Source organism: Klebsiella sp. G-Nf4 (genome assembly GCF_002810615.1).
Classification (GTDB): Bacteria; Pseudomonadota; Gammaproteobacteria; order Enterobacterales; family Enterobacteriaceae; genus Klebsiella; species Klebsiella variicola.
On sequence record NZ_PION01000011.1, the window covers coordinates 163,419 to 188,200 of the forward strand.

Annotated in this window: 19 protein-coding genes and 1 riboswitch; of the genes, 12 read left to right on the forward strand and 7 right to left on the reverse strand. The window is 59.0% G+C overall.

Going from position 1 to position 24,782, the window contains the following annotated elements; translation table 11 throughout:
- Window positions 1-26: 26 nt before the first annotated feature.
- Window positions 27-782 carry a type I 3-dehydroquinate dehydratase gene (gene aroD / locus CWM57_RS21415; RefSeq protein WP_100676346.1) on the forward strand — a complete coding sequence of 252 codons (756 nt, stop codon included), beginning with the start codon at window positions 27-29 and terminating at the stop codon, window positions 780-782.
- Between the two features lie 37 nt (window positions 783-819).
- On the opposite strand, the gene CWM57_RS21420 is transcribed toward aroD, so the two are convergent.
- Window positions 820-1,716 (reverse strand): LysR family transcriptional regulator, encoded by an 897-nt coding sequence (locus CWM57_RS21420; protein WP_100631626.1) that lies wholly within the window; start codon window positions 1,714-1,716, stop codon window positions 820-822.
- A 231-nt stretch (window positions 1,717-1,947) separates the two neighbouring features.
- Here CWM57_RS21420 and CWM57_RS21425 point away from each other — a divergent pair, with 231 nt between their 5' ends.
- A complete protein-coding gene (locus CWM57_RS21425; RefSeq protein ID WP_100676347.1) occupies window positions 1,948-3,258 on the forward strand; it encodes an MFS transporter in 1,311 nt (436 codons plus the stop codon).
- A 44-nt stretch (window positions 3,259-3,302) separates the two neighbouring features.
- On the opposite strand, the gene CWM57_RS21430 is transcribed toward CWM57_RS21425, so the two are convergent.
- Window positions 3,303-4,487, reverse strand: a complete 1,185-nt coding sequence (locus tag CWM57_RS21430; RefSeq protein WP_100631628.1) for a sugar efflux transporter — start codon at window positions 4,485-4,487, stop codon at window positions 3,303-3,305.
- Window positions 4,488-4,758: 271 nt separating this feature from the next.
- Window positions 4,759-4,911: a glucose uptake inhibitor SgrT gene (gene sgrT, locus CWM57_RS21440; RefSeq protein WP_012542866.1), complete on the reverse strand. Its 153-nt coding sequence runs from the start codon at window positions 4,909-4,911 to the stop codon at window positions 4,759-4,761.
- An 87-nt stretch (window positions 4,912-4,998) separates the two neighbouring features.
- Between sgrT and sgrR the strand changes: the two genes are divergently transcribed.
- The 4 genes from sgrR (at window position 4,999) to thiQ (ending at window position 10,198) form a co-directional block, all read left to right on the forward strand.
- Window positions 4,999-6,654, forward strand: a complete 1,656-nt coding sequence (sgrR, locus tag CWM57_RS21445) for an HTH-type transcriptional regulator SgrR (protein ID WP_100631629.1) — start codon at window positions 4,999-5,001, stop codon at window positions 6,652-6,654.
- 37 nt (window positions 6,655-6,691) lie between these two features.
- Window positions 6,692-6,911, forward strand: a riboswitch (TPP riboswitch).
- Window positions 6,912-6,943: 32 nt separating this feature from the next.
- The gene (gene thiB, locus CWM57_RS21450) at window positions 6,944-7,927 is read left to right on the forward strand and encodes a thiamine ABC transporter substrate binding subunit (RefSeq protein WP_100676348.1); all 984 of its coding nucleotides are present in this window, start codon (window positions 6,944-6,946) and stop codon (window positions 7,925-7,927) included.
- Window positions 7,903-9,513 (forward strand): thiamine/thiamine pyrophosphate ABC transporter permease ThiP, encoded by a 1,611-nt coding sequence (gene thiP, locus CWM57_RS21455; protein WP_100676349.1) that lies wholly within the window; start codon window positions 7,903-7,905, stop codon window positions 9,511-9,513. The genes thiB and thiP overlap by 25 nt, the downstream gene beginning before the upstream one ends.
- Window positions 9,497-10,198, forward strand: a complete 702-nt coding sequence (gene thiQ, locus CWM57_RS21460; protein WP_074386878.1) for a thiamine ABC transporter ATP-binding protein ThiQ — start codon at window positions 9,497-9,499, stop codon at window positions 10,196-10,198. The genes thiP and thiQ overlap by 17 nt, the downstream gene beginning before the upstream one ends.
- Here thiQ and CWM57_RS21465 read toward each other — a convergent pair.
- Window positions 10,185-10,952: a DedA family protein gene (locus tag CWM57_RS21465; RefSeq protein WP_008807458.1), complete on the reverse strand. Its 768-nt coding sequence runs from the start codon at window positions 10,950-10,952 to the stop codon at window positions 10,185-10,187. The two genes, thiQ and CWM57_RS21465, sit on opposite strands and share 14 nt — an antisense overlap.
- Window positions 10,953-11,080: 128 nt before the next feature.
- Complete coding sequence (gene araC, locus CWM57_RS21470; RefSeq protein WP_004204301.1) at window positions 11,081-11,926, reverse strand: arabinose operon transcriptional regulator AraC; 846 nt, start codon at window positions 11,924-11,926, stop codon at window positions 11,081-11,083.
- Window positions 11,927-12,263: 337 nt separating this feature from the next.
- Here araC and araB point away from each other — a divergent pair, with 337 nt between their 5' ends.
- The 6 genes from araB (at window position 12,264) to rluA (ending at window position 22,589) form a co-directional block, all read left to right on the forward strand.
- Complete coding sequence (gene araB, locus CWM57_RS21475) at window positions 12,264-13,973, forward strand: ribulokinase (protein WP_074386879.1); 1,710 nt, start codon at window positions 12,264-12,266, stop codon at window positions 13,971-13,973.
- A 10-nt stretch (window positions 13,974-13,983) separates the two neighbouring features.
- Window positions 13,984-15,486: an L-arabinose isomerase gene (gene araA, locus CWM57_RS21480; RefSeq protein WP_074386880.1), complete on the forward strand. Its 1,503-nt coding sequence runs from the start codon at window positions 13,984-13,986 to the stop codon at window positions 15,484-15,486.
- Window positions 15,487-15,623: 137 nt separating this feature from the next.
- Complete coding sequence (araD, locus tag CWM57_RS21485) at window positions 15,624-16,319, forward strand: L-ribulose-5-phosphate 4-epimerase (protein ID WP_012968949.1); 696 nt, start codon at window positions 15,624-15,626, stop codon at window positions 16,317-16,319.
- A 148-nt stretch (window positions 16,320-16,467) separates the two neighbouring features.
- Window positions 16,468-18,825: a DNA polymerase II gene (gene polB / locus CWM57_RS21490; RefSeq protein ID WP_100676350.1), complete on the forward strand. Its 2,358-nt coding sequence runs from the start codon at window positions 16,468-16,470 to the stop codon at window positions 18,823-18,825.
- Between the two features lie 186 nt (window positions 18,826-19,011).
- A complete protein-coding gene (gene rapA, locus CWM57_RS21500) occupies window positions 19,012-21,918 on the forward strand; it encodes an RNA polymerase-associated protein RapA (protein WP_061155787.1) in 2,907 nt (968 codons plus the stop codon).
- Window positions 21,919-21,929: 11 nt separating this feature from the next.
- Complete coding sequence (gene rluA, locus CWM57_RS21505) at window positions 21,930-22,589, forward strand: bifunctional tRNA pseudouridine(32) synthase/23S rRNA pseudouridine(746) synthase RluA (protein WP_074386882.1); 660 nt, start codon at window positions 21,930-21,932, stop codon at window positions 22,587-22,589.
- 42 nt (window positions 22,590-22,631) lie between these two features.
- On the opposite strand, the gene citX is transcribed toward rluA, so the two are convergent.
- Together citX and CWM57_RS21520 are read right to left on the reverse strand one after the other, a co-directional pair.
- Entirely contained in the window at window positions 22,632-23,171 is a 540-nt protein-coding gene (citX, locus tag CWM57_RS21510) for a citrate lyase holo-[acyl-carrier protein] synthase (protein ID WP_008807466.1), read from the reverse strand.
- Between the two features lie 179 nt (window positions 23,172-23,350).
- A complete protein-coding gene (locus CWM57_RS21520; RefSeq protein ID WP_008807467.1) occupies window positions 23,351-24,715 on the reverse strand; it encodes a 2-hydroxycarboxylate transporter family protein in 1,365 nt (454 codons plus the stop codon).
- Window positions 24,716-24,782 lie beyond the last annotated feature (67 nt).

Genomic DNA, 24,782 nt, shown 5'->3' on the forward strand with positions numbered 1-24,782 from the left:
CAACGCGAACAATAATGGATACCTACATGACAAATGCAGTAACCGTAAAGAACATAACCTTTCAGGAAGGGGAAACCCTCATTTGTGTACCGCTGATCGGCAAAACCCTGGATGAGATACTGGGTAACGCCCACGGCCTGGTTGACGCCGGGGCCGATATTATCGAGTGGCGCGTTGACCACTTTACCCAGGTCAGAGACATGACCCAGGTGATGACCGCGCTGGCGGAAATCCGTGGCGCGCTGAAAGCGCTCCCGCTGCTGTTCACCTTCCGCAGCAAAAAAGAAGGTGGCGAAACCGAGATCAGCGACGAAGCATATTTCACGCTCAATCGCGAAGCCGCGCGCAGCGGACTGGTTGATGTTATCGATATCGAGCTATTCAATGATGAAGCGCAGATCCGCGCGCTGGTTGACGATGCGCATGCCGCGGGCGTCAAGGTGATCATGAGTAACCATGATTTCCACAAGACCCCCGCTCAGGAAGATATTATCTATCGCCTGCGCCGCATGCAGGATCTGGGTGCCGACCTGCCGAAGATCGCGGTGATGCCGCAGTCGCCGCAGGACGTTCTGACCCTGCTCGCCGCCACGCTGACCATGAAAGAAAAATATGCGACTCGCCCGCTGATTACCATGTCGATGGGGAAATCCGGTGGCGTTAGCCGGGTGACCGGGCGCTTATTCGGCTCGGCGATGACCTTCGGCACCGTAGGACAGGCTTCTGCGCCAGGACAGATCGCCATCGCCAAACTACGTGAAGTGATGGATATTCTCTCCTGATGCCCGAATGGCCCGGAGGCGATCTCCGGGCCATCCGCTAACAGAGATTCTGGCTGTCGTGGATAACCACATTTTTAAATGACTGTAGCGCCGGGGAAAGTAGCCGATCTTTCATTGTCGCCAGATAGATGTAACGTGGGGGGATGGTGTTTTTAATCTTCAGGATGTGAACGTTGTAATAGGAGAGCGCAGAGATCCGCGGCATAATCGCGATCCCATAGTCAATACTGACCAGCCCGGCCATCGCGGTATCCTCTTCCACGTAGCAGGCGATCTCCGGTACCAGCTTTTGCTGCATAAACACATTATCGATAAACGGACGTAAACCGCTATTCTCTGAAAAATAGATATAGGGATAATGAATCGTCTCTACCAGATCGACCTCATGTTCATACAGGCGGGCCAACGGATGATCCTTCGCCGTGACCACCACCAGCTCCTGCTGAATAACAGGAATAAAATCGATATCCGGCTCATCCGCAATATAAGAGCAAATCGCCAGATCGACTTTGCCAGCTTTCAGCTCCTGCAATAGGGTCAGCGATGTCCCCTGAGTAAAAGAAAAAGTAACGTTGTGACATTCAGGTGAAAGAGAATATTGATTAATTAACTGCGGAACAACATATTCGCCCATCGTGTAAATAAAGGCGATGCGAATATTCTCTTTATTCTCGGCGCCATTTTTTTGTAATGTCATCCGGCCATTCTCCAGCGAGGCCAGCGCATCTTCGACATACGGCAAAAAACGCTTGCCGTTTTGCGTAATTTTAACGTTCCGTCCCTGTCTGGCGAACAGCGCGACCCCTAACTCCTTCTCCAGCTCCGATATCGCATGGCTTAGCGAGGGCTGGGTGATGCACAGACTGGAGGCGGCTTCGGTGTAATGTTCGGTTTCAGACAGACGTTTAAAATAATAAAGTTGCTTTAGGTTCATTATTTTTGCCCGTATAATATAAGAATAAATGCACTGACGCTAATATACCATGCAAGCCACCAATAATGTGCGGGAGCGGGTAAATATCGGCGTTACATCAAATATTCTTTTGTGAAGCGTATGAATGTGCAACAAAGCGTTGCCATTCATAGATACTATCTATAGTTCCTGGAGATGTTTTTGCATGTGCGAATATATGCAAAAATATTTTAAACTTTAAAGGAACTCGCTATGAGTATGTCAAACTCTCAGGAAGTCCTCACTTCCTCATCGGGGACGAAAAAAAGAAGCCGCGTTCGGATAGTTATTTTACTGCTGTTGTCCGTCGGAACGATGATCAATTATCTCGATCGCACCATCCTGGGTATTGTCGCCCCACAATTAACCCAGGAAATTCATATCGATCCAGCGATGATGGGCATCATTTTCTCCGCCTTTGCCTGGACCTATGCGCTGGCGCAGATCCCTGGCGGGGTATTTTTAGACCGTTTTGGTAACAAGCTCACTTATGCCCTGTCTATTTTCTTCTGGTCGCTGTTTACTCTGCTGCAAAGTTTTACCCTCGGGCTGAAAACCCTGCTCCTCCTGCGCCTGGGGCTTGGCGTCAGCGAAGCGCCCTGCTTTCCGGCCAACAGCCGCATCGTCAGCACCTGGTTTCCCCAGCATGAGCGCGCGCGGGCGACGGCAACATATACAGTTGGCGAATATATAGGGCTGGCCGCTTTCTCGCCGCTGTTATTTCTAATCCTCGAACACCATGGCTGGAGAACGCTGTTTTTTCTCACCGGCGGATTAGGTATTTTATTTACGTTGGTATGGTGGCGTTTTTATCACGAACCGCATGAATCACGCACGGCTAATAAAGCAGAGCTGGATTACATCGGCGCAAACAACATTAACAATAAAATCCAGAACATTCCATTTAACTGGCGTGACGCCAGGCGTCTGCTGGGCTGTCGTCAGATCGTAGGCGCCAGTCTGGGTCAGTTCGCCGGGAACACTACGCTGGTGTTTTTCCTGACGTGGTTTCCCAGCTATCTTGCCAATGAGCGCCATCTTCCCTGGCTTCACGTCGGATTCTTCGCCACCTGGCCCTTCCTCGCCGCCGCAATCGGCATCCTCTTCGGCGGCTGGCTCTCGGACCGGTTGCTGAAGCGAACCGGCTCCGTCAACATCAGTCGAAAGTTACCAATAATTTCCGGTTTATTGTTGTCCAGCTGTATTATTGCGGCGAACTGGGTAAGCGCTAACAGCACCGTTATCATTATTATGTCGGTGGCGTTTTTTGGCCAGGGAATGGTCGGTCTGGGCTGGACATTAATTTCTGATATTGCCCCGGAAAATATGGCAGGCCTCACCGGCGGCATATTTAATTTCTGTGCCAATATGGCATCCATTATTGCGCCACTGATAATTGGCGTGATTATTTCCGCAACGGGTAATTTCTTTTACGCACTGATCTACGTCGGCCTGACGGCGCTGATCGGCGTGATTGCCTACATTTTTATCATCGGCGATATCAAGCGTATCGTCCTGGAGTAGTCAGCTTGCCCCGGCGACGCTGTACGCCGGGGCAAGGCGGTTTGTCAGATATCCTTCACCTTGCTGGTCAAAAACAGCGTCACCAGCGAAATCGCGGCGATCGTCCAGTAGACGCTGGCGTGGCCATAACTTTGCGACAGCGCCCCCTGCATCACCCCGGCGAGGATCACGCCGGTGGAAATACTGTTGGTGAACAGGGTGGTCGCTGCCCCCGCCCGGCCCGGCATTAAATCCTGGAACCACAGCATCCCGATCCCGGCGATAATACCGATAAAGACCGCGTTAAACAGCTGCAGGGCCAGCAGCGCCGTACGCTCATGAAACAGAATCAACCCGGCATAAAACAGCACACCGGCCGCGACCGCCGCCACCATCATTTTCCGTTTGCCAAAGCGCTTCACGTAGTAACCGGCGAGGATCATCGCCGGTATCTCCAGTCCGGCGGCAGTGCCCATCAGGATCCCGGCCAGGCTATCGGGAAGGCCGAGATCGCTACTGATCCACAGCGGCATATCAATGATATACATCGTGTTGCAGGTCCACATCAGCGTGGAGGCGATAAACAGCATGCGTACGTTCTTATCCTGCCAGCCGCCGGCCTGCACCAGCGCCGCCGCCTCTTCCGAAGGCTGTTCCACCCGCGGGACCGAGGGCAGTTTGATGGCAATCAGCGCCAGACTAATCACAAAGATGCCCGCCGCAATGGAAAACATGGTGGTAAAGCCATAATTGAGGGCCAGCATAAAGGCCAGAGGCGGGCCAATCACCCACGCCAGCGACAGCTGGGCGCGCATGATCGAGCTGAACATCACCACTTCCCGCGCTGAGCTGTCGGCATACTCCCGCGCCAGGGCGAAGAGCTGCGGCATCGCGGCATTGGCGATGGACGCCAGCATCACGCCGCAGGTAATTAGCGTCAGGTAGTGACGATTGAAGGCAAACAGCAGCGCATTGCCCACCGCCATCAGGCAGCAGAGCATAATTAACCGCCGCCGATCGCCGCGGCTATCGGAGCGCTTAGCCAACGCCAGACTCACCAGAATCCCGACAATAGCATTCACGGTGTAGAACAGGCCCACCCAGAACGGCTGCGCCCCTACTTCGCGGCTGAGAAACAAACTCAACGTCGGCGCCTGCAACGCGCCCGCCACGCCCATCATAAAAGCAACCAGCATAAAGGCGGCATAGACGCCGTTTAGCCGTCGCCCCATCGTCATCAACCACAGCATGAAATGTCCTTAACACACGCGAAGTAAACGAAAAAAGCCAGCAGAGGATTTCTGCTGGCGGGTGATTCTATACTCTATGGGTTTCATGTTGCAGGACAAAACGGTTAACCGTTTTGCACAGCGCTTGCGCTGGCCCTGAAAGGGTGAGCGTGGCCAAAACGTTAGGCCCTGAGCGCATCGACAGCGAAACGATCGGTCGCGGCCAACGCCCCTGCAGCGTGAAAAACGACGAGTATAACACCAATACTCAGTCACACATGATGTCTGCAAGTCAATGATCAGAGGCCTTTGACGTCACTCCCCACTGCATCAGTTCTCCCAGGATTTCCTGTTGTCGTCCTGCCATCAGGCGGGCCAGCCAGGACGCATCCTGCGTCGCAGAAAAATAGCGCTGGTAGAACGATTTTGCGGTAGACCTCATCATATTCACCTCCTCGCTTCATCGGGATTCATTATTGGCTTAATATGGGGAGTAATAAATTGCTGAGTTTTGCGCAGGAGTTCCCCTTTTATGTCTTCCAGCCGTCTGCAACAACAGTTCATCCGCTTATGGCAGTGCTGCGACGGCAAGTCGCAGGAGACCACCCTCAACGAGCTGGCGGAAATGCTGAGCTGCTCGCGCCGTCATATGCGCACCTTGCTCAATATGATGGAGTCCCGCGGTTGGTTGGCCTGGGAGGCGGAGGCAGGCCGCGGCAAGCGTTCGCGGCTGACCTTTCTCTATACCGGTCTCGCCCTGCAGCAGCAGCGTGCCGAAGATCTCCTCGAGCAGGATCGCATCGATCAGTTGGTGCAGCTGGTCGGCGATAAGGCCGCCGTCCGCCAGATGCTGATCTCTCATCTTGGCCGCAGCTTTCGCCAGGGGCGGCATATCCTGCGCGTGCTTTACTACCGTCCGATGAAGAATTTACTGCCCGGCAGCGCGCTGCGGCGTTCGGAAACGCATATTGCCCGGCAAATATTCAGCGCCCTGACGCGGGTAAATGAGGAAAATGGGGAACTGGAAGCCGATATTGCCCACCACTGGCAGCAACTGACCCCCACCCACTGGCGCTTTTTCCTCCGCCCGGGCATCCATTTTCACCATGGCCGTGAGCTGGAGATGGAGGATGTAATCGCCTCTCTGCAGCGCAGCAATGCCCTGCCGCTCTATTCACATATCGAACGCATCGAATCGCCCACCGCCTGGACCCTGGATATTCATCTGCGCCAGCCCGACCGCTGGCTGCCCTGGCTGCTGGGTCAGGTGCCGGCGATGGTGCTGCCGCAGGAGTGGCAGACCATGAACCACTTTTCCTCCATGCCGGTCGGCACCGGCCCTTATGCCGTGGTGCGTAACAATCAGAACCAGCTCAAGATCCATGCCTTTGAAGACTATTTTGGCTACCGGGCGCTGATCGATGAGGTGAACGTCTGGGTGCTGCCGGAAATTAGTGAAGAGCCCAATGGGGGCCTGACGCTGCAGGGCAATACCGAAAGCGAAAAAGCGGTGGAGAGTCGCCTGGAAGAGGGCTGCTATTACCTGCTGTTCGACTCGCGAAGCCCGCTGGGGGCCAACGACGCGGTGCGTCGCTGGTTAAGCTATCTGTTTCAGCCCGCCAACCTGCTCTACCATGCGGGCGAACACTACCAGGGCAACTGGTTTCCCGCCTACGGCCTGCTGCCGCGCTGGCATCACGCCAGTAACCACGCCTGCGAGAAGCCTGCGGGGCTGGAGACCGTCACCCTCACCTATTACCGCGATCATGTCGAACACCGGGTGATCGGCGGGATTATGCGTGACCTGCTGGCAGCGCATCAGGTGAAGCTGGAGATCCAGGAGCTGGAGTACGATGCCTGGCATCGCGGCGAGGTGGTCAGCGATATCTGGCTCAACAGCGTTAACTTCACCTTGCCGATCGAATTCTCACTCTTCGCCTATCTGTACGAAGTCCCGCTCATTCAGCGCTGCATCCCCATTGACTGGCAGGCAGACGCTTGCAACTGGCGCGCGGGAGAGTTTAATCCGGCCACCTGGAGCCAGCGGCTGCTGGCCGGGCAACATATCGTGCCGCTGATCCACCACTGGCTGATGATTCAGGGGCAGCGCAGTATGCGCGGCGTACGGATGAACACCCTCGGCTGGTTCGACTTTAAATCCGCGTGGTTTGCGCCGCCGGAGCCGTAAGCGCTTTCCGTCATCTGACAAAATCATTACACTAAGGCCGTTCTCAACGGGGTGCTAATAAACATACGCAATATCATTCAAGTTGCATCAAGGCAGCAAGCGGGTGAATCCCCTGGAGCATAGATAACTATGTGACTTGGGTGAACGCGCGAAGCTAACGCAGATGCGGCTTGAAGGATGAAGCGTATGGGCTGAGAAAATACCCGTCGAACCTGATCCGGATAACGCCGGCGAAGGGATTTGAGGCTCACTCAAAATCCTTTGCCACCCCTTTTTTCTGAGGTGCAAAGTGTTGAAAAAATTACTCCCGCTGCTGGCGCTGGTCGCCATGCCCGCTCTGGCTAAGCCTGTCCTCACCGTCTATACCTATGACTCCTTCTCTGCCGACTGGGGCCCCGGCCCGGCGGTCAAAAAAGCCTTTGAAGCGGACTGCGGCTGCGAACTGAAGTTCGTCGCCCTGGAAGATGGCGTTTCGCTACTGAATCGCCTGCGCATGGAAGGCAAGAACAGCAAAGCCGACATCGTGCTTGGCCTGGATAACAACCTGCTGGAAGCCGCGGCGCAGAGTAAACTGTTCGCCAAAAGCCACGTACCTGCCAGCGCGGTCAGCGTGCCGGGCGGCTGGGATAATGACACCTTTGTCCCCTACGATTACGGCTACTTCGCCTTCGTCTATGACAAAAATAAACTGGCTAACCCGCCGAAGAGCCTGAAAGAGCTGGTTGAGAGCCCGCAGAAATGGCGCGTCATCTACGAAGATCCCCGCACCAGCACCCCGGGGCTGGGTCTGCTGCTGTGGATGCAAAAGGTCTATGGCGATAAAGCGCCCGAGGCCTGGCAGAAGCTGGCGGCGAAAACGGTCACCGTCACCAAGGGCTGGAGTGAAGCCTACGGTCTGTTTCTGAAAGGGGAAAGCGACCTGGTCTTAAGCTACACCACCTCGCCGGCTTACCACATAATTGAAGAGAAGAAAGACAACTATGCGGCGGCGAGCTTCGCTGAAGGCCATTATCTGCAGGTCGAAGTTGCCGCGCGTACCGCCGCCAGCAAGCAGCCGGAACTGGCGGAGAAGTTCCTCAAATTTATGGTCTCGCCTGGCTTCCAGAACGCCATCCCCACCGGGAACTGGATGTACCCGGTGACTCAGGTCGCGCTGCCGGCCGGGTTTGATACCCTGGTGAAGCCGCAGACCACCCTGTCGTTTACCCCGCAGCAGGTCGCCAGCGAGCGTCAGACCTGGATTAATGCATGGCAACGCGCCGTCAGCCGCTAAACCTTAGCGGGCTATTACCGGGCCTTTTTGCCGCCACCCTGCTCTGCGTCGTCGCGCTAGCGGCATTTATGGCGCTGTGGTTTAGCGCGCCCGGCGCGGGCTGGCAATCGGTCTTCAGCGATAGCTACCTGTGGCACGTGGTGCGCTTCTCCTTCTGGCAGGCGTCGCTGTCAGCGCTGTTCTCGGTGGGGCCGGCGATCTTTCTCGCCCGCGCGCTTTACCGGCGTCGCTTCCCGGGCCGCACGCTGCTGCTGCGCCTGTGCGCAATGACCCTGATCCTGCCGGTGCTGGTGGCGGTGTTTGGCATCCTCAGCGTCTATGGCCGCCAGGGGTGGATCGCCGCGCTGTTCCACGCGCTCGGCTGGCAGTGGGATTTCTCGCCCTACGGTCTGCAGGGCATCCTGCTGGCGCACGTCTTTTTCAATATGCCGATGGCCACCCGCCTGCTGCTGCAGGCGCTGGAGAGTATCCCTGGTGAACAGCGGCAAATTGCCGCCCAGCTTGGCATGCGCGGCTATGCCTTCTTCCGCTTCGTCGAATGGCCGTGGATGCGCCGGCACATTCCCGCCGTCGCTGCGCTGATTTTTATGCTCTGCTTTGCCAGCTTCGCCACCGTGCTCTCGCTGGGCGGCGGCCCGAAAGCCACCACGATTGAGCTGGCTATCTACCAGGCGCTGAGCTTTGACTACGATCCGGCGCGAGCGGCAATGCTGGCGCTGATCCAGATGCTTTGCTGCCTCGCGCTGGTGCTGCTCAGCCAGCGTCTGAGTAAAGCGGTGGCTATCGGCGTCAGCCATGTCCACGGCTGGCGCGACCCTGACGATCGCCTGCATAGCCGCCTGAGTGATGGACTCTTGATCGGCGCCGCCCTGCTGCTGCTGCTCCCGCCGCTGCTGGCGGTCATCGTCGACGGGATCAACCGCAACATGCTGAACGTGCTGGCGCAGCCGGCGCTCTGGCAGGCATTGAGTACCTCTCTGCGCATCGCCATCGCCGCCGGGCTGTTGAGCGTAACCCTGACGATGATGCTGCTGTGGAGCAGCCGGGAGCTGCGCGCCCGCCAGCGGCCGCTGGCCGGGCAGGCGATGGAGCTGAGTGGCATGTTAATCCTTGCGATGCCGGGGATTGTGCTCGCCACTGGCTTTTTTCTGCTGCTCAGTAACAGCGTCGGACTGCCGGAGTCAGCCGACGGCATCGTCATCTTCACCAATGCCCTGATGGCGATCCCCTACGCGCTTAAAGTGCTGGAAAACCCGATGCGCGACGTGACCGCCCGCTACAGTATGCTGTGCCAGTCGCTGGGGATTGAAGGCTTCACGCGGCTGCGGGTGGTTGAGCTTCGCGCCCTCCGGCGCCCGCTGGCCCAGGCGCTCGCCTTCGCCTGCGTGCTGTCGATTGGTGACTTTGGCGTGGTGGCCCTGTTCGGTAACGAGGCGTTCCGCACCCTGCCTTTCTATCTGTACCAGCAGATAGGCGCCTACCGCAGCCAGGACGGCGCCGTCACCGCCCTGCTCCTGCTGCTGCTCTGTTTCTTATTATTTACGCTGATTGAAAAACTTCCGGGGCGTGATGCTAAAACTCAATGATGTGACCTGGCTGTACCAGCATCTGCCGATGCGCTTTACCCTCGACGTCGCGCGCGGCGAGCGTATCGCGGTGCTCGGCCCCAGCGGCGCCGGAAAGAGCACGCTGCTGAATCTGATCGCCGGTTTTCTGCCGCCCGCCAGCGGCAGCCTGCAGATCAACGGCGAGACGCATAACGCGACGCCGCCGGCGCAGCGTCCGGTCTCAATGCTGTTCCAGGAGAATAACCTGTTTAACCATCTCACGGTTCGGCAGAATATCAGCCTCGGGATCCACCCGGGCCTGAAACTGAGCCGCGAGCAGCAGGCGCAGGTGGCGGCGATGGCCGGACAGATGGGAATTGATGCGCTGCTGGAACGCCTGCCGGGCGAGCTTTCCGGCGGTCAGCGGCAGCGCGCGGCGCTGGCCCGCTGTCTGGTGCGCCAGCAGCCAGTGCTGTTACTGGATGAACCCTTCTCAGCGCTTGACCCGGCGCTGCGTCAGGAGATGCTGTCCCTGGTCGCCGATGTCTGCGAGCAGCAGCAGCTCACGCTATTGATGGTCTCCCACAGCGTGGAAGATGCCGCGCGCATCGCGCCGCGCTCGATAGTGGTCGCCGAAGGGCGGATTGTCTGGGATGGCGCCACCGCCGAGCTGTTAAGCGGCAACAGCAGCGCCTCGCATCTGATGGGCATCAGCGCGCAATAACCTTGTGCAGGATCGCCAGATAGACCGGCATCAGCGGATGGCGGCAGACCAGAGTCAGCGCCGTCGCGGCGACCACCACCATCAGCGGTGACAGCCACAGCAGTCGGCCGCGCGGCAGCCAGCGGGTCAGGCGATCGCCTGAGGTTTTCGCGCTCCGCCACAGCCGCCAGCACAGCCACCCTGCCAGCCAGGCCAGCAGCGCCGCCCCTAACAGCAGCCATTTAAAGCTGGCGCTGTTTTCATCGGCCGGAATATCAATCGCCGCCCCGGCGAGAATGCCGGGCAGGAAATAGAGCGGGGGCCAGAGCAGGCAGCCGATAATATTCGGTAGCACAAACTTCGCCACCGGTAGATCGAGCATCCCGGCGACCATCGGCACCAGCGGTCGCGTCGGCCCAACAAAGCGGCCGATCAGAATGGTGATCATGCTGTGCTGATGCAACGCATGCTCGGTCTTCTCCAACAGGGCACGGTTTTTCTTCATAAACGACCAGCGGTGCAGCGGCTTTTTGAAACGCCAGCCGAGCCAGAATGAGATCCAGTCGCCCAGCAGGCAGCCTACGATCCCCGCCAGCCACGCCTGCCAGAAGTTAACCTCACCGCTGCCGATAAGCGCCCCAAGGCCGGCCATCATCACCGTTCCGGGTAAGATAAGCCCCACCAGCGCCAGCGACTCGAGAAAGGCCACCAGCATCACGGCTAACAACGAGTAGACCGTGGATTGGGTGATAAAGTGTTCCAGCAATGCTTGCATAATGTACCCGGTTAAAAAACGAAGCCCGGATTCTCCGGAGCCATCGCGCCCTCGTCAAGCCACCAATTGTCTTAATAGTTTACTGGCTGTGACATTTAAGCGGGTCATCATTTCACTTTCTTTACTTTTTATTCACATCCTGCACGGAATTCGCTCGGGCTGGCGCCGGTGCATTTTTTAAATACGCGCGAAAAATAGAGCTGATCTTCAAAACCGACGTTGCGCCCGACGGTGGCGATCGGCATCCGCGTCGTGCTCAGTAGCAGTTTGGCCTGGCTGATGCGCTGATCTTCCCGCCAGCCGAGCACGCTGATCCCCAGCTGCTGGCGGAACAGGTGCGACAGACGCGAGGGCGACAGGCAGACGTGCTGGGCGACGCTGGCAATATCAAAATGGCTGTCGGCCAGATGGTCGCTGATGTACTGGCAGGCGTCGCGCACCCGGTTATCCAGCGGCGGATGCAGCGATTCGTTGATCGCCTCCATGCGCCGCAGCAGCAGCTGTTCCAGCAGATTTATCGCCAGCAGTTCGGAATAGCGCCCCGCCCCCTGCCCGGCATCGACGATCTGGCCGAACAGTTCGCCAAAGCGCGCCTGCCACTGTTCATCCGGACGGAAAAAGCCGGTCTGGGCGAAGATCGTCGGCCAGTTGAGCCACTCGTGCCAGTAGGCGCGTGGCCGGAAGTAGACCCACTGGTGATACCACTCGCTGGCGTCGGGATGGCGGCCGTAGTGATGGATCTCCCCTGGCGGGAACAGCAGCATATCGCCCGGCCGGCAGACGAACTGCTCGCCGTGGTTATTGATAACACCCTCGCCGCGGATCGTCAGGTTGAGAATATAGCCTTTCATGCCCAGCGGGCGGTCGATAAAGAAATCCAGGTATCCCTGCGCCTCAATCGGCGTGAGGCCGGTGACCAGATGAGCGTTAAAAGAGTAGCCCGGCAGCAGCGGATCGTTTTGCGTTTCGGCCATACGCGTGGTTCTCCCCGAAGGTATTAGTGACACCAATTGTCCATATTCATCATTTTATCGCTCTCGGCCCTGTCGCGACTGCGACGGCGGTGGGAATTTCGCTAAAAAGCCGCACAGTAAGCGAAAAAAGCGCCAGCAGCGTGCATTCCACCGTGATATGCCGGGTAACAAAAGTGTCTATAAATACGGCAGGAAAGTCCACATCGAATATTTGCACGGCGTCACACTTTGCGAGGTGACAGCAAAATAATCCATAAGATTAGCGAATCCGGCCTGACGGATTTTGCCGGGGGTATCTACTGTTGCTGCATGAATGATTTCTGCATGGAGTAACAAGATGGCAATTGCGATTGGCCTCGACTTTGGTAGTGACTCAGTCCGCGCCCTGGCGGTGGAATGCGCGTCCGGCGCAGAGCTGGCGGCAAGCGTGGAGTGGTATCCGCGCTGGCGGGAAGGACAGTATTGCGATGGGGCTAACAACCGGTTCCGCCACCACCCGCGAGATTATATCGAGTCCATGGAAGCGGCGCTGAAAAGCGTGCTCGCTTCGCTGAGCGCCGAACAGCGCGCCGACGTCGTGGGCATTGGCGTCGACAGCACCGGCTCAACCCCGGCTCCCGTAGATGCCGAGGGCAAGGTGCTGGCGCTGCGCGAAGAATTCGCTGACAACCCTAACGCCATGTTTGTCCTGTGGAAGGATCACACGGCGGTCGAGGAAGCCGAGGCGATCACCCGCCTGTGCCACCAGCCGGGTAAAGAGGATTACTCGCGCTATATCGGCGGTATCTACTCCAGCGAATGGTTCTGGGCCAAAATCCTTCACGTCACCCGCGAAGATAGCGCCGTCGCCCAGGCAGCCGCCTCGTGGGTAGAACTTTGCGACTGGGTGCCTGCCCTGCTCTCCGGCACCACGCGCCCGCAGGATCTGCGCCGCGGCCGCTGCAGCGCCGGACATAAATCGCTGTGGCACGAAAGCTGGGGCGGTCTGCCGCCGGCCAGCTTCTTCGATGAGCTTGATCCCATCATTAACCAGCATCTGGCCTGGCCGCTGTTCACCGATACCTGGACGGCCGATGTGCCGGTCGGCACGCTGAGCGCAGAGTGGGCCGAGCGTCTGGGTCTGTCGCAGACTGTGGCCATCTCCGGCGGCGCCTTCGATTGCCATATGGGCGCCGTTGGCGCCGGGGCACAGCCTAACGCGCTGGTGAAAGTCATCGGCACCTCCACCTGCGACATCCTGATTGCCGATAAAGAGAGCGTCGGCGAGCGCACGGTAAAAGGCATCTGCGGGCAGGTCGACGGCAGCGTGGTTCCGCACTTTATCGGCATGGAGGCAGGCCAGTCCGCCTTCGGCGATATTTACGCCTGGTTTGGCCGCATTCTCGGCTGGCCGCTGGAACAGCTGGCTCAACAGCAACCGGCGTTGCGCGAGCAAATCAAAGCCAGCCAAAAACAGTTACTGCCGGCGCTCACCGAAGCCTGGGCCAGTAATCCCTCGCTCGATCACCTGCCGGTGGTGCTCGACTGGTTCAACGGCCGCCGCACGCCGAATGCCAACCAGCGTCTGAAAGGGGTGATCACCGACCTTAATCTGGCGACCGACGCCCCTGCGCTGTTCGGTGGCCTGATCGCCGCCACCGCCTTTGGCGCGCGCGCCATTATGGAGTGCTTCACCGAGCAGGGGATCCCGGTTAACAACGTGATGGCCCTCGGCGGTATCGCGCGGAAAAACCAGGTCATCATGCAGGCCTGCTGCGACGTGCTGAACCGCCCGCTGCAGATTGTCGCCTCCGATCAGTGCTGTGCGCTGGGGGCGGCTATCTTCGCCGCCGTCGCCGCCGGCGTCTACGACGATATTCCCGCCGCCCAGCAGCGAATGGCAAGCCAGGTGGAAACCACTCTGCAGCCGCGCCCGGCGCAGGCACAACGTTTCGAACAACTCTATCAGCGCTACCAGCAGTGGTCGGTCAGCGCTGAACAACACTATCTCCCTTCGGCTGCAAAGACGGAAAAAGCCCCGCAATCTCAGGCAGCGCTCACCCATTAAGGATACGAAAATGACGATTTTTGATAACTATGAAGTATGGTTCGTTATTGGCAGCCAACATCTGTACGGCCCGGAAGCCCTGCGCCAGGTGACGAAGCATGCCGAACATGTGGTGAACAGCCTGAATGCGGAAGCCAAACTGCCGTGCAAACTGGTCCTTAAGCCGCTGGGCACCACCCCGGACGAAATCACCCATATCTGCCGCGACGCCAACTACGATGACAAATGCGCCGGGTTAGTGGTCTGGTTGCATACCTTCTCGCCGGCAAAAATGTGGATCAACGGCCTGACCATCCTCAACAAGCCGCTGCTGCAGTTCCATACGCAATACAATGCCGCGCTGCCGTGGGACAGCATCGATATGGACTTTATGAACCTGAACCAGACCGCGCACGGCGGCCGCGAGTTCGGTTTCATCGGCGCCCGTATGCGCCAGCAACACAGCGTGGTCACCGGCCACTGGCAGGATAAAGAAGCCCACCAGCGCATCGGCGGCTGGATGCGCCAGGCGGTCTCCAAACAGGATACCCGCCATCTTAAAGTGTGCCGTTTCGGCGATAACATGCGCGAAGTGGCGGTGACCGACGGCGATAAAGTGGCGGCGCAGATCAAGTTTGGCTTCTCAGTGAACACCTGGGCGGTCGGCGATCTGGTGCAGGTGGTCAACAGCATCAGCGACGGCGATATCAGCGCGCTGGTCGATGAATATGAAAGCAGCTACCGTCTGACCCCGGCAGCGCAGGTTCACGGCGACAAGCGCCAGAACGTGCTGGACGCCGCGCGCATTGAGCTGGGGATGAAACGCTTCCTCGAGCAGGGTGGTTTCCACGCCTTTACCACCACCTTTGAAGATCTCCACGGCCTGAAACAGCTTCCTGGTCTCGCCGTACAGCGCCTGATGCAGCAGGGCTATGGCTTTGCCGGCGAAGGCGACTGGAAAACCGCCGCTCTGCTTCGCATCATGAAGGTGATGTCAACCGGTCTGCAGGGCGGCACCTCCTTTATGGAGGATTACACCTATCACTTCGACAACGGCAACGATCTGGTGCTCGGCTCGCATATGCTGGAAGTGTGCCCGACGATCGCTACCGCCGAGAAACCGATCCTCGACGTCCAGCCGCTGGGTATCGGCGGCAAAGCGGATCCGGCACGCCTGATCTTCAATACCCAGACCGGCCCGGCGATTGTCGCCAGCCTGATCGATCTGGGAGATCGCTTCCGTCTGCTGGTCAACACCATTGAAACCGTCCCGACGCCGCACGATCTGCCGAAGCTGCCGGTGGCCAACGCCCTGTGGAAAGCGCAGCCGGATCTGCGTACCGCTTCGGAAGCCTGGATCATCGCCGGTGGCGCGCACCATACCGTCTTCAGCCATGCGCTGAACCTCGACGATATGCGCCAGTTCGCCGAGCTGCACAATATCGAGCTGACGGTCATCGACAACGATACCCGTCTGCCGTCCTTCAAGGACGCGCTGCGCTGGAATGAAGTGTATTACGGTTCAAAACGCTAAGAGGCCGTCCCCTCACCCTTTCCCTCTCCCCGTTGGGGAGAGGATACCGACAGGGCGTCATGCCGCCTTTCTTCCTCTCCCGTTGGGAGAGGGCCGGGGTGAGGGATACCCGACTCGCCTGCTATTCGGAGCACATTATGTTAGAAGATCTTAAACGCCAGGTTCTGGAAGCCAACTTAGCGCTGCCGCAGCATAATCTGGTGACCTTAACCTGGGGCAACGTCAGCGCCGTCGACCGCGACCAGGGCGTTCTGGTTATCAAACCCTCCGGCGTGGATTACCGCGTGATGACCGCCGACGATATGGTGGTGGTCAGTCTGGAGACTGGCGAGGTGGTGGAAGGCAATAAGAAGCCCTCGTCGGATACCCCAACTCATCGCCTGCTGTATCAGGCCTTCCCGACGCTGGGTGGTATTGTGCATACCCATTCACGCCACGCCACCATCTGGGCGCAGGCCGGGCAATCCATTCCAGCGACCGGTACCACCCACGCTGACTATTTCTATGGCCCGGTCCCCTGCACCCGGTTGATGACCGATGCGGAGATCAACGGCGAATATGAGTGGGAAACCGGCAACGTAATTGTCGAAACTTTCCGTCAGCAGGGAATCGACCCGGCGCAGATGCCCGGCGTGCTGGTGCATTCCCACGGCCCGTTTGCGTGGGGTAAGAATGCCGAAGACGCAGTGCATAACGCCATCGTGCTGGAAGAGATCGCCTATATGGGCATCTTCTGCCGCCAGCTGGCGCCGCAGTTGCCGGATATGCAACAAACGCTGCTCGATAAGCACTATCTGCGTAAGCACGGGGCTAAAGCCTACTACGGCCAATAATCACCCTGCTCGCCACCGTCTGGTAGACCGGATAAGGCGCAAGCCGCAATCCGGGGCCACCTTAGCACCGAATAACTGTATAAAACCCCAGCACCTATTGAGAAACCAGGCTATAATCAGGCCTGGTTTTTTATCGGCGAGAATACCCGTGACCCAGCCACGAGCAGGTTTTTTACTCACCCGTCACTGGCGGGACACCCCGCAGGGCACCGAGCTCTCCTTCTGGCTGGCCACCGACGACGGCCCGCTGCAAGTCACACTCCCGCCGCAGGAGTCCGTTGCCTTTATCCCCGAAGCGCAGCGGGCGCAGGCTGAACGGCTGTTGCAGGGGGAGAAAGGCTTCCGCTTCGCGCCGCTGGCCCTGAAAGATTTCCACCGGCAACCGGTTGTCGGCCTCTACTGCCGCGCCCATCGTCAATTGATGCGTCTGGAGAAGATGCTCCGCGACAGCGGCGTCACCGTCTACGAGGGCGATATCCGCCCGCCGGAGCGCTACCTGATGGAGCGCTTTATTACCGCCCCGGTGTGGGTGGAAGGCGAAACGCGCGGCTCGCAGCTGGTCAACGCGCGCATGAAACCGAACCCTGACTATCGCCCGCCGCTGAGATGGGTGTCGCTGGATATCGAAACCAGCCGCCACGGCGAGCTGTACTGCATCGGGCTGGAAGGCTGCGGCCAGCGGGTGGTCTACATGCTGGGCCCCGAACCGGAAACGCCGCCAGACGTCAACTTCGAGCTGGTCTACATCGCCAGCCGCCCCCTGCTGCTGGAAAAGCTCAACGCCTGGTTTGCCGAACACGACCCCGACGTGCTGATCGGCTGGAACGTGGTGCAGTTCGATCTCCGCGTCCTGCAAAAGCACGCCGAGCGCTACCGCATCCCCCTGCGTCTTGGCCGCGGCAACAGTGAGCTGGAGTGGCGCGAGCACGGTTTTAAGAACGGCGTCTTTTTCGCCCAGGCCTGCGGGCGGCTGATTATCGACGGCATCGACGCGCTAAAATCGGCGTTCTGGAATTTCTCCTCCTTTTCACTGGAGGCCGTGGCCCGCGAACTGCTGGGTGAAGGTAAAGCCATTGACAACCCGTGGGATCGGATGGACGAGATCGATCGCCGCTTCCATGAAGACAAACCGGCGCTGGCAACCTATAACCTGCAGGATTGCGAGCTGGTCACGCGGATCTTCCATAAAACCGAGATCATGCCGTTTTTGCTCGAACGAGCGACGGTTAACGGCCTGCCCGCCGATCGCCACGGCGGTTCGGTCGCCGCCTTCAGCCATCTTTACTTCCCGCGCATGCACCGCCTGGGCTACGTGGCGCCGAATCTCGGCGACGTCCCCCCGCAGGCCAGCCCCGGTGGCTACGTGATGGACTCCCGCCCCGGTCTGTATGACTCGGTGCTGGTGCTGGACTACAAAAGCCTGTATCCGTCGATTATTCGTACCTTTCTAATCGATCCGGTCGGCCTGGTGGAAGGCCTGGCGCAACCCGATGACCAGCACAGTACCGAGGGCTTTCTCGGCGCCCGCTTCTCGCGCGACAAGCACTGCCTGCCGGGGATCGTCGGGCAGATCTGGCACGGCCGCGATGAAGCCAAACGCCAGCATAATAAGCCGCTCTCCCAGGCGCTGAAGATCATCATGAACGCCTTCTACGGCGTGCTGGGCACCAGCGCCTGCCGCTTCTTCGACCCGCGTCTCGCCTCGTCAATTACCATGCGCGGCCACGCGATCATGCGCCAGACCAAAGCGTTAATTGAAGCCAAAGGCTACGACGTTATCTACGGCGATACCGACTCCACCTTCGTCTGGCTGAAACGCCCGCACAGCGAAGCGCAGGCCGCAGAAATCGGCCGCGAGCTGGTCAGCGACGTCAATACCTGGTGGGCGCAGGAGCTTGGCAAAAGCCAACTGACCAGCACCCTGGAGCTGGAGTATGAAACCCACTTCTGCCGCTTTTTAATGCCGACGATCCGCGGCGCCGATACTGGCAGCAAGAAGCGCTATGCCGGGATGATTCAGGAGGGCGATGCCCAGCGCATGGTGTTTAAGGGTCTGGAGACGGTGCGTACCGACTGGACGCCGCTGGCCCAGCAGTTCCAACAGGAGTTATATCTGCGCATCTTCCGCAACCAGCCGTATCAGGACTATGTGCGGGAGACTATCGCCAGGCTGATGAACGGCGAGCTCGACGAACAGCTGATTTACCGCAAGCGCCTGCGCCGACCGCTGGCCGAGTATCAACGCAACGTACCGCCGCACGTACGCGCGGCCAGGCTTGCCGATGAGCACAACCTGAAGCGGGGACGTGCGCAGCAGTATCAGCAGCGCGGCACCATTAAATACGTCTGGACCACCAGCGGCCCGGAGCCGGTGGATTACCAGCTGTCGCCGCTCGATTATGATCACTATTTAACAAAGCAGTTGCAGCCAGTGGCGGAAGGGATCCTGCCCTTCGTCAACGATGACTTTGCTACAATAGTGACAGGGCAGCTGGGACTATTTTGATTTTTTCTCACCCCTTCCACAGGCACAAAAGCCGAAAAATGAAGGGTGCGGAGGAGGTGACGAACGTTCCTCCATCCAGTAATATAGCGCCCTTTCCATTCCTGGCCCCAATTTTGACGTATCTCCGATTATTCATGGAGATGATCAACTATTGCCTGCAATTAAAGAACAAAGAGCCGAACACATATGCCTTTTACACTTGGTCAACGCTGGATTAGCGACACAGAGAGCGAACTAGGATTAGGAACGGTGGTAGCGCTGGATGCGCGCATGGTCACTCTCCTTTTCCCCGCCATCGGCGAAAACCGTCTGTATTCTCGCAACGATTCCCCGATCACCCGCGTGATGTTTAACCCGGGAGACACCATCACCAGCCACGAAGGCTGGCAGCTCCACGTTGACGAAGTGAATGAAGAGAACGGGCTGCTGTCCTACACCGGTACCCGGCTGGACACCGAGGAAGCTAACGTGACTCTGCGTGAAGTGCTGCTCGACAGCAAACTGGTGTTCAGCAAGCCGCAGGACCGCTTGTTTGCCGGTCAAATTGACCGTATGGACCGCTTTGCCCTGCGCTACCGCGCGCGTAAGTTCCAGAGCGAACAGTACCGCATGCCGTGGAGCGGCCTGCGCGGCCAGCGCACCAGCCTGATCCCGCATCAGCTGAATATCGCCCACGATGTGGGCCGTCGTCACGCGCCGCGCGTCCTGCTGGCTGATGAAGTGGGCTTAGGTAAAACCATTGAAGCCGGGATGATCCTGCATCAGCAGCTGCTCTCCGGCGCCGCCGAGCGCGTGCTGATCGTGGTCCCGGAAACCCTCCAGCACCAGTGGCTGGTGGAAATGCTGCGCCGCTTCAACCTGCGCTTCTCGCTGTTCGACGACGAGCGCTATGCCGAAGCGCAGCACGATGCCTACAACCCGTTTGAAACCGAACAGCTGGTGATCTGCTCTTTAGACTTCGTGCGCCGCAGTAAGCAGCGTCTGGAGCACCTGTGCGACGCCGAGTGGGACCTGATGGTGGTCGATGAAGCGCACCATCTGGTGTGGAGCGAAGAGGCGCCGAGCCGTGAATATCAGGCGATCGAACAGCTGGCCGAACGCGTGCCGGGCATTCTGCTGCTGACCGCGACGCCGGAACAGCTGGGTATGGAGAGCCACTTTGCGCGTCTGCGTCTGCTGGATCCAAACCGCTTCCACGATTTCGAGCAGTTTGTTGAAGAACAGCAAAACTACCGCCCGGTCGCCGACGCCGTCGCCCTGCTGCTGGCAGGCAACACGCTGAGCGATAATGAACTCAATACCCTTGGCGATCTGATCGGCGAGCAGGATATCGAGCCACTGCTGCAGGCTGCTAACAGCGATCGCGAAGACGCTCAGGCGGCGCGCCAGGAGCTGGTCTCCATGCTGATGGACCGCCACGGCACCAGCCGCGTGCTGTTCCGTAACACCCGTAACGGCGTCAAAGGCTTCCCGAAACGCGAGCTGCACACCATTCGTCTGCCGCTGCCGACCCAGTACCAGACGGCCATCAAAGTCTCCGGTATTATGGGCGCCCGCAAAACCGCGGAAGAGCGCGCGCGCGACATGCTCTATCCGGAGCAGATCTATCAGGAATTTGAAGGCGATACCGGTACCTGGTGGAACTTCGACCCGCGTGTCGAGTGGCTGATGGGCTACCTGACCAGCCATCGCTCGCAGAAGGTACTGGTGATTTGCGCCAAAGCCGCCACCGCGCTACAGCTGGAGCAGGTGCTGCGCGAGCGCGAAGGCATCCGCGCCGCGGTGTTCCATGAAGGGATGTCGATTATCGAACGCGACCGCGCCGCGGCGTGGTTTGCCGAAGAAGACACCGGCGCCCAGGTGCTGCTGTGCTCCGAAATCGGCTCCGAAGGACGTAACTTCCAGTTCGCCAGCAACCTGGTGATGTTCGATCTGCCGTTTAACCCGGATCTGCTTGAGCAGCGTATCGGCCGTCTCGACCGTATCGGCCAGGCACACGATATCCAGATCCACGTTCCATACCTGGAAAAGACCGCGCAGTCGGTGCTGGTGCGCTGGTATCACGAAGGCCTCGACGCCTTCGAACATACCTGCCCGACCGGTCGGACCGTCTACGACAGCGTCCATGATGAACTGATCAACTACCTTGCAGCACCGGAATCCACCGACGGCTTTGACGATCTGATCAAATCCTGCCGCCAGCAGCATGACGCCCTGAAGGCGCAGCTGGAGCAGGGCCGTGACCGCCTGCTGGAGATCCATTCTAACGGTGGCGAGAAGGCCCAGGCCCTGGCGGAGAGCATCGAAGAGCAGGATGACGACACCAGCCTGATCGCCTTCTCGATGAACCTGTTCGATATCGTCGGCATCAACCAGGATGACCGCGGTGAAAACCTGATCGTCCTGACCCCTTCCGACCATATGCTGGTCCCGGACTTCCCGGGCCTGCCGGAAGACGGTTGCACCATCACCTTCGAGCGTGACGTGGCGCTGTCGCGTGAAGATGCGCAGTTTATCACCTGGGAACACCCGCTGATCCGCAACGGTCTGGATCTGATCCTTTCCGGCGATACCGGCAGCAGCACCATTTCCCTGCTGAAGAATAAGGCGCTGCCGGTCGGCACCCTGCTGCTGGAGCTGATCTACGTGGTCGAAGCGCAGGCGCCGAAACAGCTGCAGCTTAACCGCTTCCTGCCAGCGACGCCGGTCCGCATGTTGCTGGATAAAAACGGCAACAACCTCGCCGGCCAGGTGGAGTTTGAAAGCTTCAACCGCCAGCTGAGCGCGGTTAACCGCCACACCGGCAGCAAACTGGTCAACGCGGTGCAGCAGGACGTTCACGCGATTCTGCAGCAGGGCGAAGCGCAGATCGCCAAAGCGGCGCAGACGCTGATCGACGCGGCGCGTCGCGAAGCCGATGATAAACTGACAGCGGAACTGTCGCGCCTGGAAGCGCTGAAGGCGGTGAACCCGAACATCCGTGACGACGAACTGGCGGCGATCGAAAGCAACCGTCAGCAGGTGCTGGAGGCGCTGGGACAGGCCGGGTGGCGTCTGGACGCCCTGCGTCTGATCGTCGTCACCCACCAGTAACGGAACGCGAAATGGCGATGGAAAACTACAATCCGCCGCAGGATCCCTGGCTGGTGATCCTGTATCAGGATGAGCACATCATGGTGGTCAACAAGCCAAGCGGCTTGTTGTCCGTACCCGGTCGTCTTGATGAGCATAAAGACAGCGTGATGACGCGCATTCAGCGCGACTTCCCGCAGGCCGAATCGGTGCATCGCCTTGATATGGCCACCAGCGGTGTGATTGTGGTGGCACTGAATAAGGCCGCGGAGCGTGAACTGAAACGTCAGTTCCGCGAGCGCGAGCCGAAAAAGCAGTACGTCGCCCGCGTCTGGGGACATCCGCAGCCGGCGGAAGGTCTGGTGGATTTACCGCTGATTTGCGACTGGCCGAACCGGCCAAAGCAGAAGGTGTGCTATGAAACCGGCAAAGCGGCGCAAACCGAATATGAGGTGCTGGAGTACGCAGAGGATAATACCGCCCGCGTGCGCCTGAAGCCGATTACCGGACGTTCGCACCAGCTGCGCGTGCATATGCTGGCGCTGGGGCATCCGATTCTCGGCGACCGCTTTTACGCCACGCCGGAGGCGCTGGCGATGGCCCCGCGTCTGCTGCTGCACGCCGAGACGCTCACCATCACCCACCCTGCCTACGGCAACGCGATGACCTTTCGCGCGCCGGTCGACTTTTAGGACGTCCCCGGTGCCGCCTTGCCGCCGGGGAATACTGACCCGTTAGTCGCGGGCAAACCACGCATCAATCATCTGCTCAACGCGCGCCACGACGAGATCGGTGTCGTGTCGACGGCTGCGCGCGCAGGCGTGCGCAGGCTCATCACACAGCAGACAGCGGCGCTGCGACTCACCCAGCGACTGACGACCTACCTGCCCGTTCTGTGGACAGATCACATCGATATCCCACAGGCGTCCCAGCGGATGGCTCTGCTCCAGCGTACTGCACATCGCTTTGATTTCGCTGGCCGGGTGCGCCACGCACCACAGCGCTTCGGGCCCGGTCGGCAACCACAGCACCTGACGATCCAGCGCTTGCCAGCGGTGCTTCCACAGCAGTTGGTCGCAGGCCTGGAGGGCAACGCCCATCATGTTGCGATAGCGAATGCTGTCTTTCACCGCCCCCGGGGTCACCAGGGTCAGGGAAATAACAGGCTGCTGATAATGGGCCAGCCAGTCAGCCTGGCGGGCTGCACGCTGCTCTTTCGCCGCCAGCAATGCATCGATGCTGACGCCCGCCTGGGCGGGAGTATCCACTGACATTAATTCCTCTCCTACATATGATAAATGCGACAGCGCCTGGGCTGTCATGATGATGGATGCGATAGCCGATCGCGCGCTGATTGTAACGCTAAATGAGGAGCATTTAGGATACAGAACGCAGATATTTTCTGCGTTCTGTAGCGGAAAATGGCAGATTTATCGCTTAGCGCAGCGTTTAATCACGCCAGATAGTGGCTGAGGAACAGCAGTCCCAGCGAGACATTTATCGCCCCGCCGATCCGGGTAGCGATCTGCGCGAACGGCATCAGGCTCATGCGGTTACCGGCGGTCAGGATCGCCACATCGCCGGTGCCGCCCTGCCCGCTCTGGCAACAGGAGACAATCGCCACATCGATCGGGTGCATCCCTATTTTTTTACCCACAAAGAACCCCGTCGCCACCAGCGCCGAGACGGTACTGACGATCACCAGCAGGTTGGTCAGCGTGAAGGCGTTTACCAGCTCCTGCCACGGGGTGATCGCCACGCCGACGGCAAAGAGGATCGGGTAAGTCACCGCGGTGCGGAAGAATTTATACACCATCTGCGATCCCTCCTGCAGGCGCGGCGACACCACGTTAGCCAGCTTTAACAGCACCGCGAGGAACAGCATGCCCACCGGCGCCGGCAGGCCAATCAGCTTGTGGCCAAGCATCCCCATCATATACAGCAGCACCGCCAGCAACGCGCCGGAGGCCAGGGTCCCGACGTCGGTTTTGCCGCTCACGCCTTCGCTCTCGCCGAGGCTACGGGTTTCATTACTGCGGTTCGGCATGAGTTGTCCTTCACCGGTGAGATGCGGGGAACGCTTGCCGAGCTGGTTGAGGCAGCCGGAGATAACGATCGCCGTCAGACTGCCGAGCATCACCATCGGCAATATCCGGCCCAGTGCCACGCCCTGCTCCATATGCATCAGCGCGGCGTAACCCATCGACAACGGGATCGCCCCTTCCCCCACGCCACCGGCCATGATCGGCAGCACGATAAAGAAGAACACCTGGAACGGCTCCATGCCCAGCAGCGTGCCGACGCCGATGCCCACCAGCATGCCAACCACTTCGCCGCACAGCATCGGGAAGAAGATCTTCAGAAAGCCCTGAATCAGCGTGGTACGGTTCATACTCATGATGCTGCCGACGATGATGCAGCAGATGTAGAGATAGAGGATGTTGGTGGATTTATAGAATTTAGTCGTGGATTCCACGACCACGTCCGGCAGCAGACCGTAGTGGACCAGCGCGGAAGGGATAAAAGTGGCGCAGATCGCCGCCGCGCCGAGTTTCCCCAGCACCGGCAGGCGCTTACCAAACTCGCCGCAGGCGAAGCCAAAGAAAGCCAGGGTGGCCACCATCACCACGATATCGCTCGGCAGTTTACCGCCAAGGCAGTCGAGGGCAATCAGCCCCCCGGCCAGCAAAAACAGCGGCAGCGGGACGATCCCTACCTTCCAGTTATCCATGATGTGCCACCAGCGCTGCTTCAGCGTGGTTTTCGGCGTATTGATCGGTTCAAGGGTTGCAGAGAATGCATTGTCTGTGGTGCTCATAAATTCAGCCCTGTCGTTATTATTCATTTTCAGCGTAAAGGGACAGCGGCGTCGTTAATGTGAAGCT

Excerpts from the sequence above, each read along its gene's own strand:
- araC (WP_004204301.1), bottom strand. The coding sequence starts at position 11,926 with ATGGCCGAAACGCAAAACGATCCGCTGCTGCCGGGCTACTCTTTTAAC.
- thiP (WP_100676349.1), top strand. The coding sequence starts at position 7,903 with ATGGCAACGCGCCGTCAGCCGCTAAACCTTAGCGGGCTATTACCGGGC.
- citX (WP_008807466.1), bottom strand. The coding sequence starts at position 23,171 with ATGTCAGTGGATACTCCCGCCCAGGCGGGCGTCAGCATCGATGCATTG.
- sgrR (WP_100631629.1), top strand. The coding sequence starts at position 4,999 with ATGTCTTCCAGCCGTCTGCAACAACAGTTCATCCGCTTATGGCAGTGC.
- CWM57_RS21520 (WP_008807467.1), bottom strand. The coding sequence starts at position 24,715 with ATGAGCACCACAGACAATGCATTCTCTGCAACCCTTGAACCGATCAAT.
- aroD (WP_100676346.1), top strand. The coding sequence starts at position 27 with ATGACAAATGCAGTAACCGTAAAGAACATAACCTTTCAGGAAGGGGAA.
- araD (WP_012968949.1), top strand. The coding sequence starts at position 15,624 with ATGTTAGAAGATCTTAAACGCCAGGTTCTGGAAGCCAACTTAGCGCTG.
- CWM57_RS21420 (WP_100631626.1), bottom strand. The coding sequence starts at position 1,716 with ATGAACCTAAAGCAACTTTATTATTTTAAACGTCTGTCTGAAACCGAA.
- rluA (WP_074386882.1), top strand. The coding sequence starts at position 21,930 with ATGGCGATGGAAAACTACAATCCGCCGCAGGATCCCTGGCTGGTGATC.
- CWM57_RS21465 (WP_008807458.1), bottom strand. The coding sequence starts at position 10,952 with ATGCAAGCATTGCTGGAACACTTTATCACCCAATCCACGGTCTACTCG.
- araB (WP_074386879.1), top strand. The coding sequence starts at position 12,264 with ATGGCAATTGCGATTGGCCTCGACTTTGGTAGTGACTCAGTCCGCGCC.
- sgrT (WP_012542866.1), bottom strand. The coding sequence starts at position 4,911 with ATGATGAGGTCTACCGCAAAATCGTTCTACCAGCGCTATTTTTCTGCG.
- araA (WP_074386880.1), top strand. The coding sequence starts at position 13,984 with ATGACGATTTTTGATAACTATGAAGTATGGTTCGTTATTGGCAGCCAA.
- CWM57_RS21425 (WP_100676347.1), top strand. The coding sequence starts at position 1,948 with ATGAGTATGTCAAACTCTCAGGAAGTCCTCACTTCCTCATCGGGGACG.
- thiQ (WP_074386878.1), top strand. The coding sequence starts at position 9,497 with ATGCTAAAACTCAATGATGTGACCTGGCTGTACCAGCATCTGCCGATG.
- rapA (WP_061155787.1), top strand. The coding sequence starts at position 19,012 with ATGCCTTTTACACTTGGTCAACGCTGGATTAGCGACACAGAGAGCGAA.
- CWM57_RS21430 (WP_100631628.1), bottom strand. The coding sequence starts at position 4,487 with ATGCTGTGGTTGATGACGATGGGGCGACGGCTAAACGGCGTCTATGCC.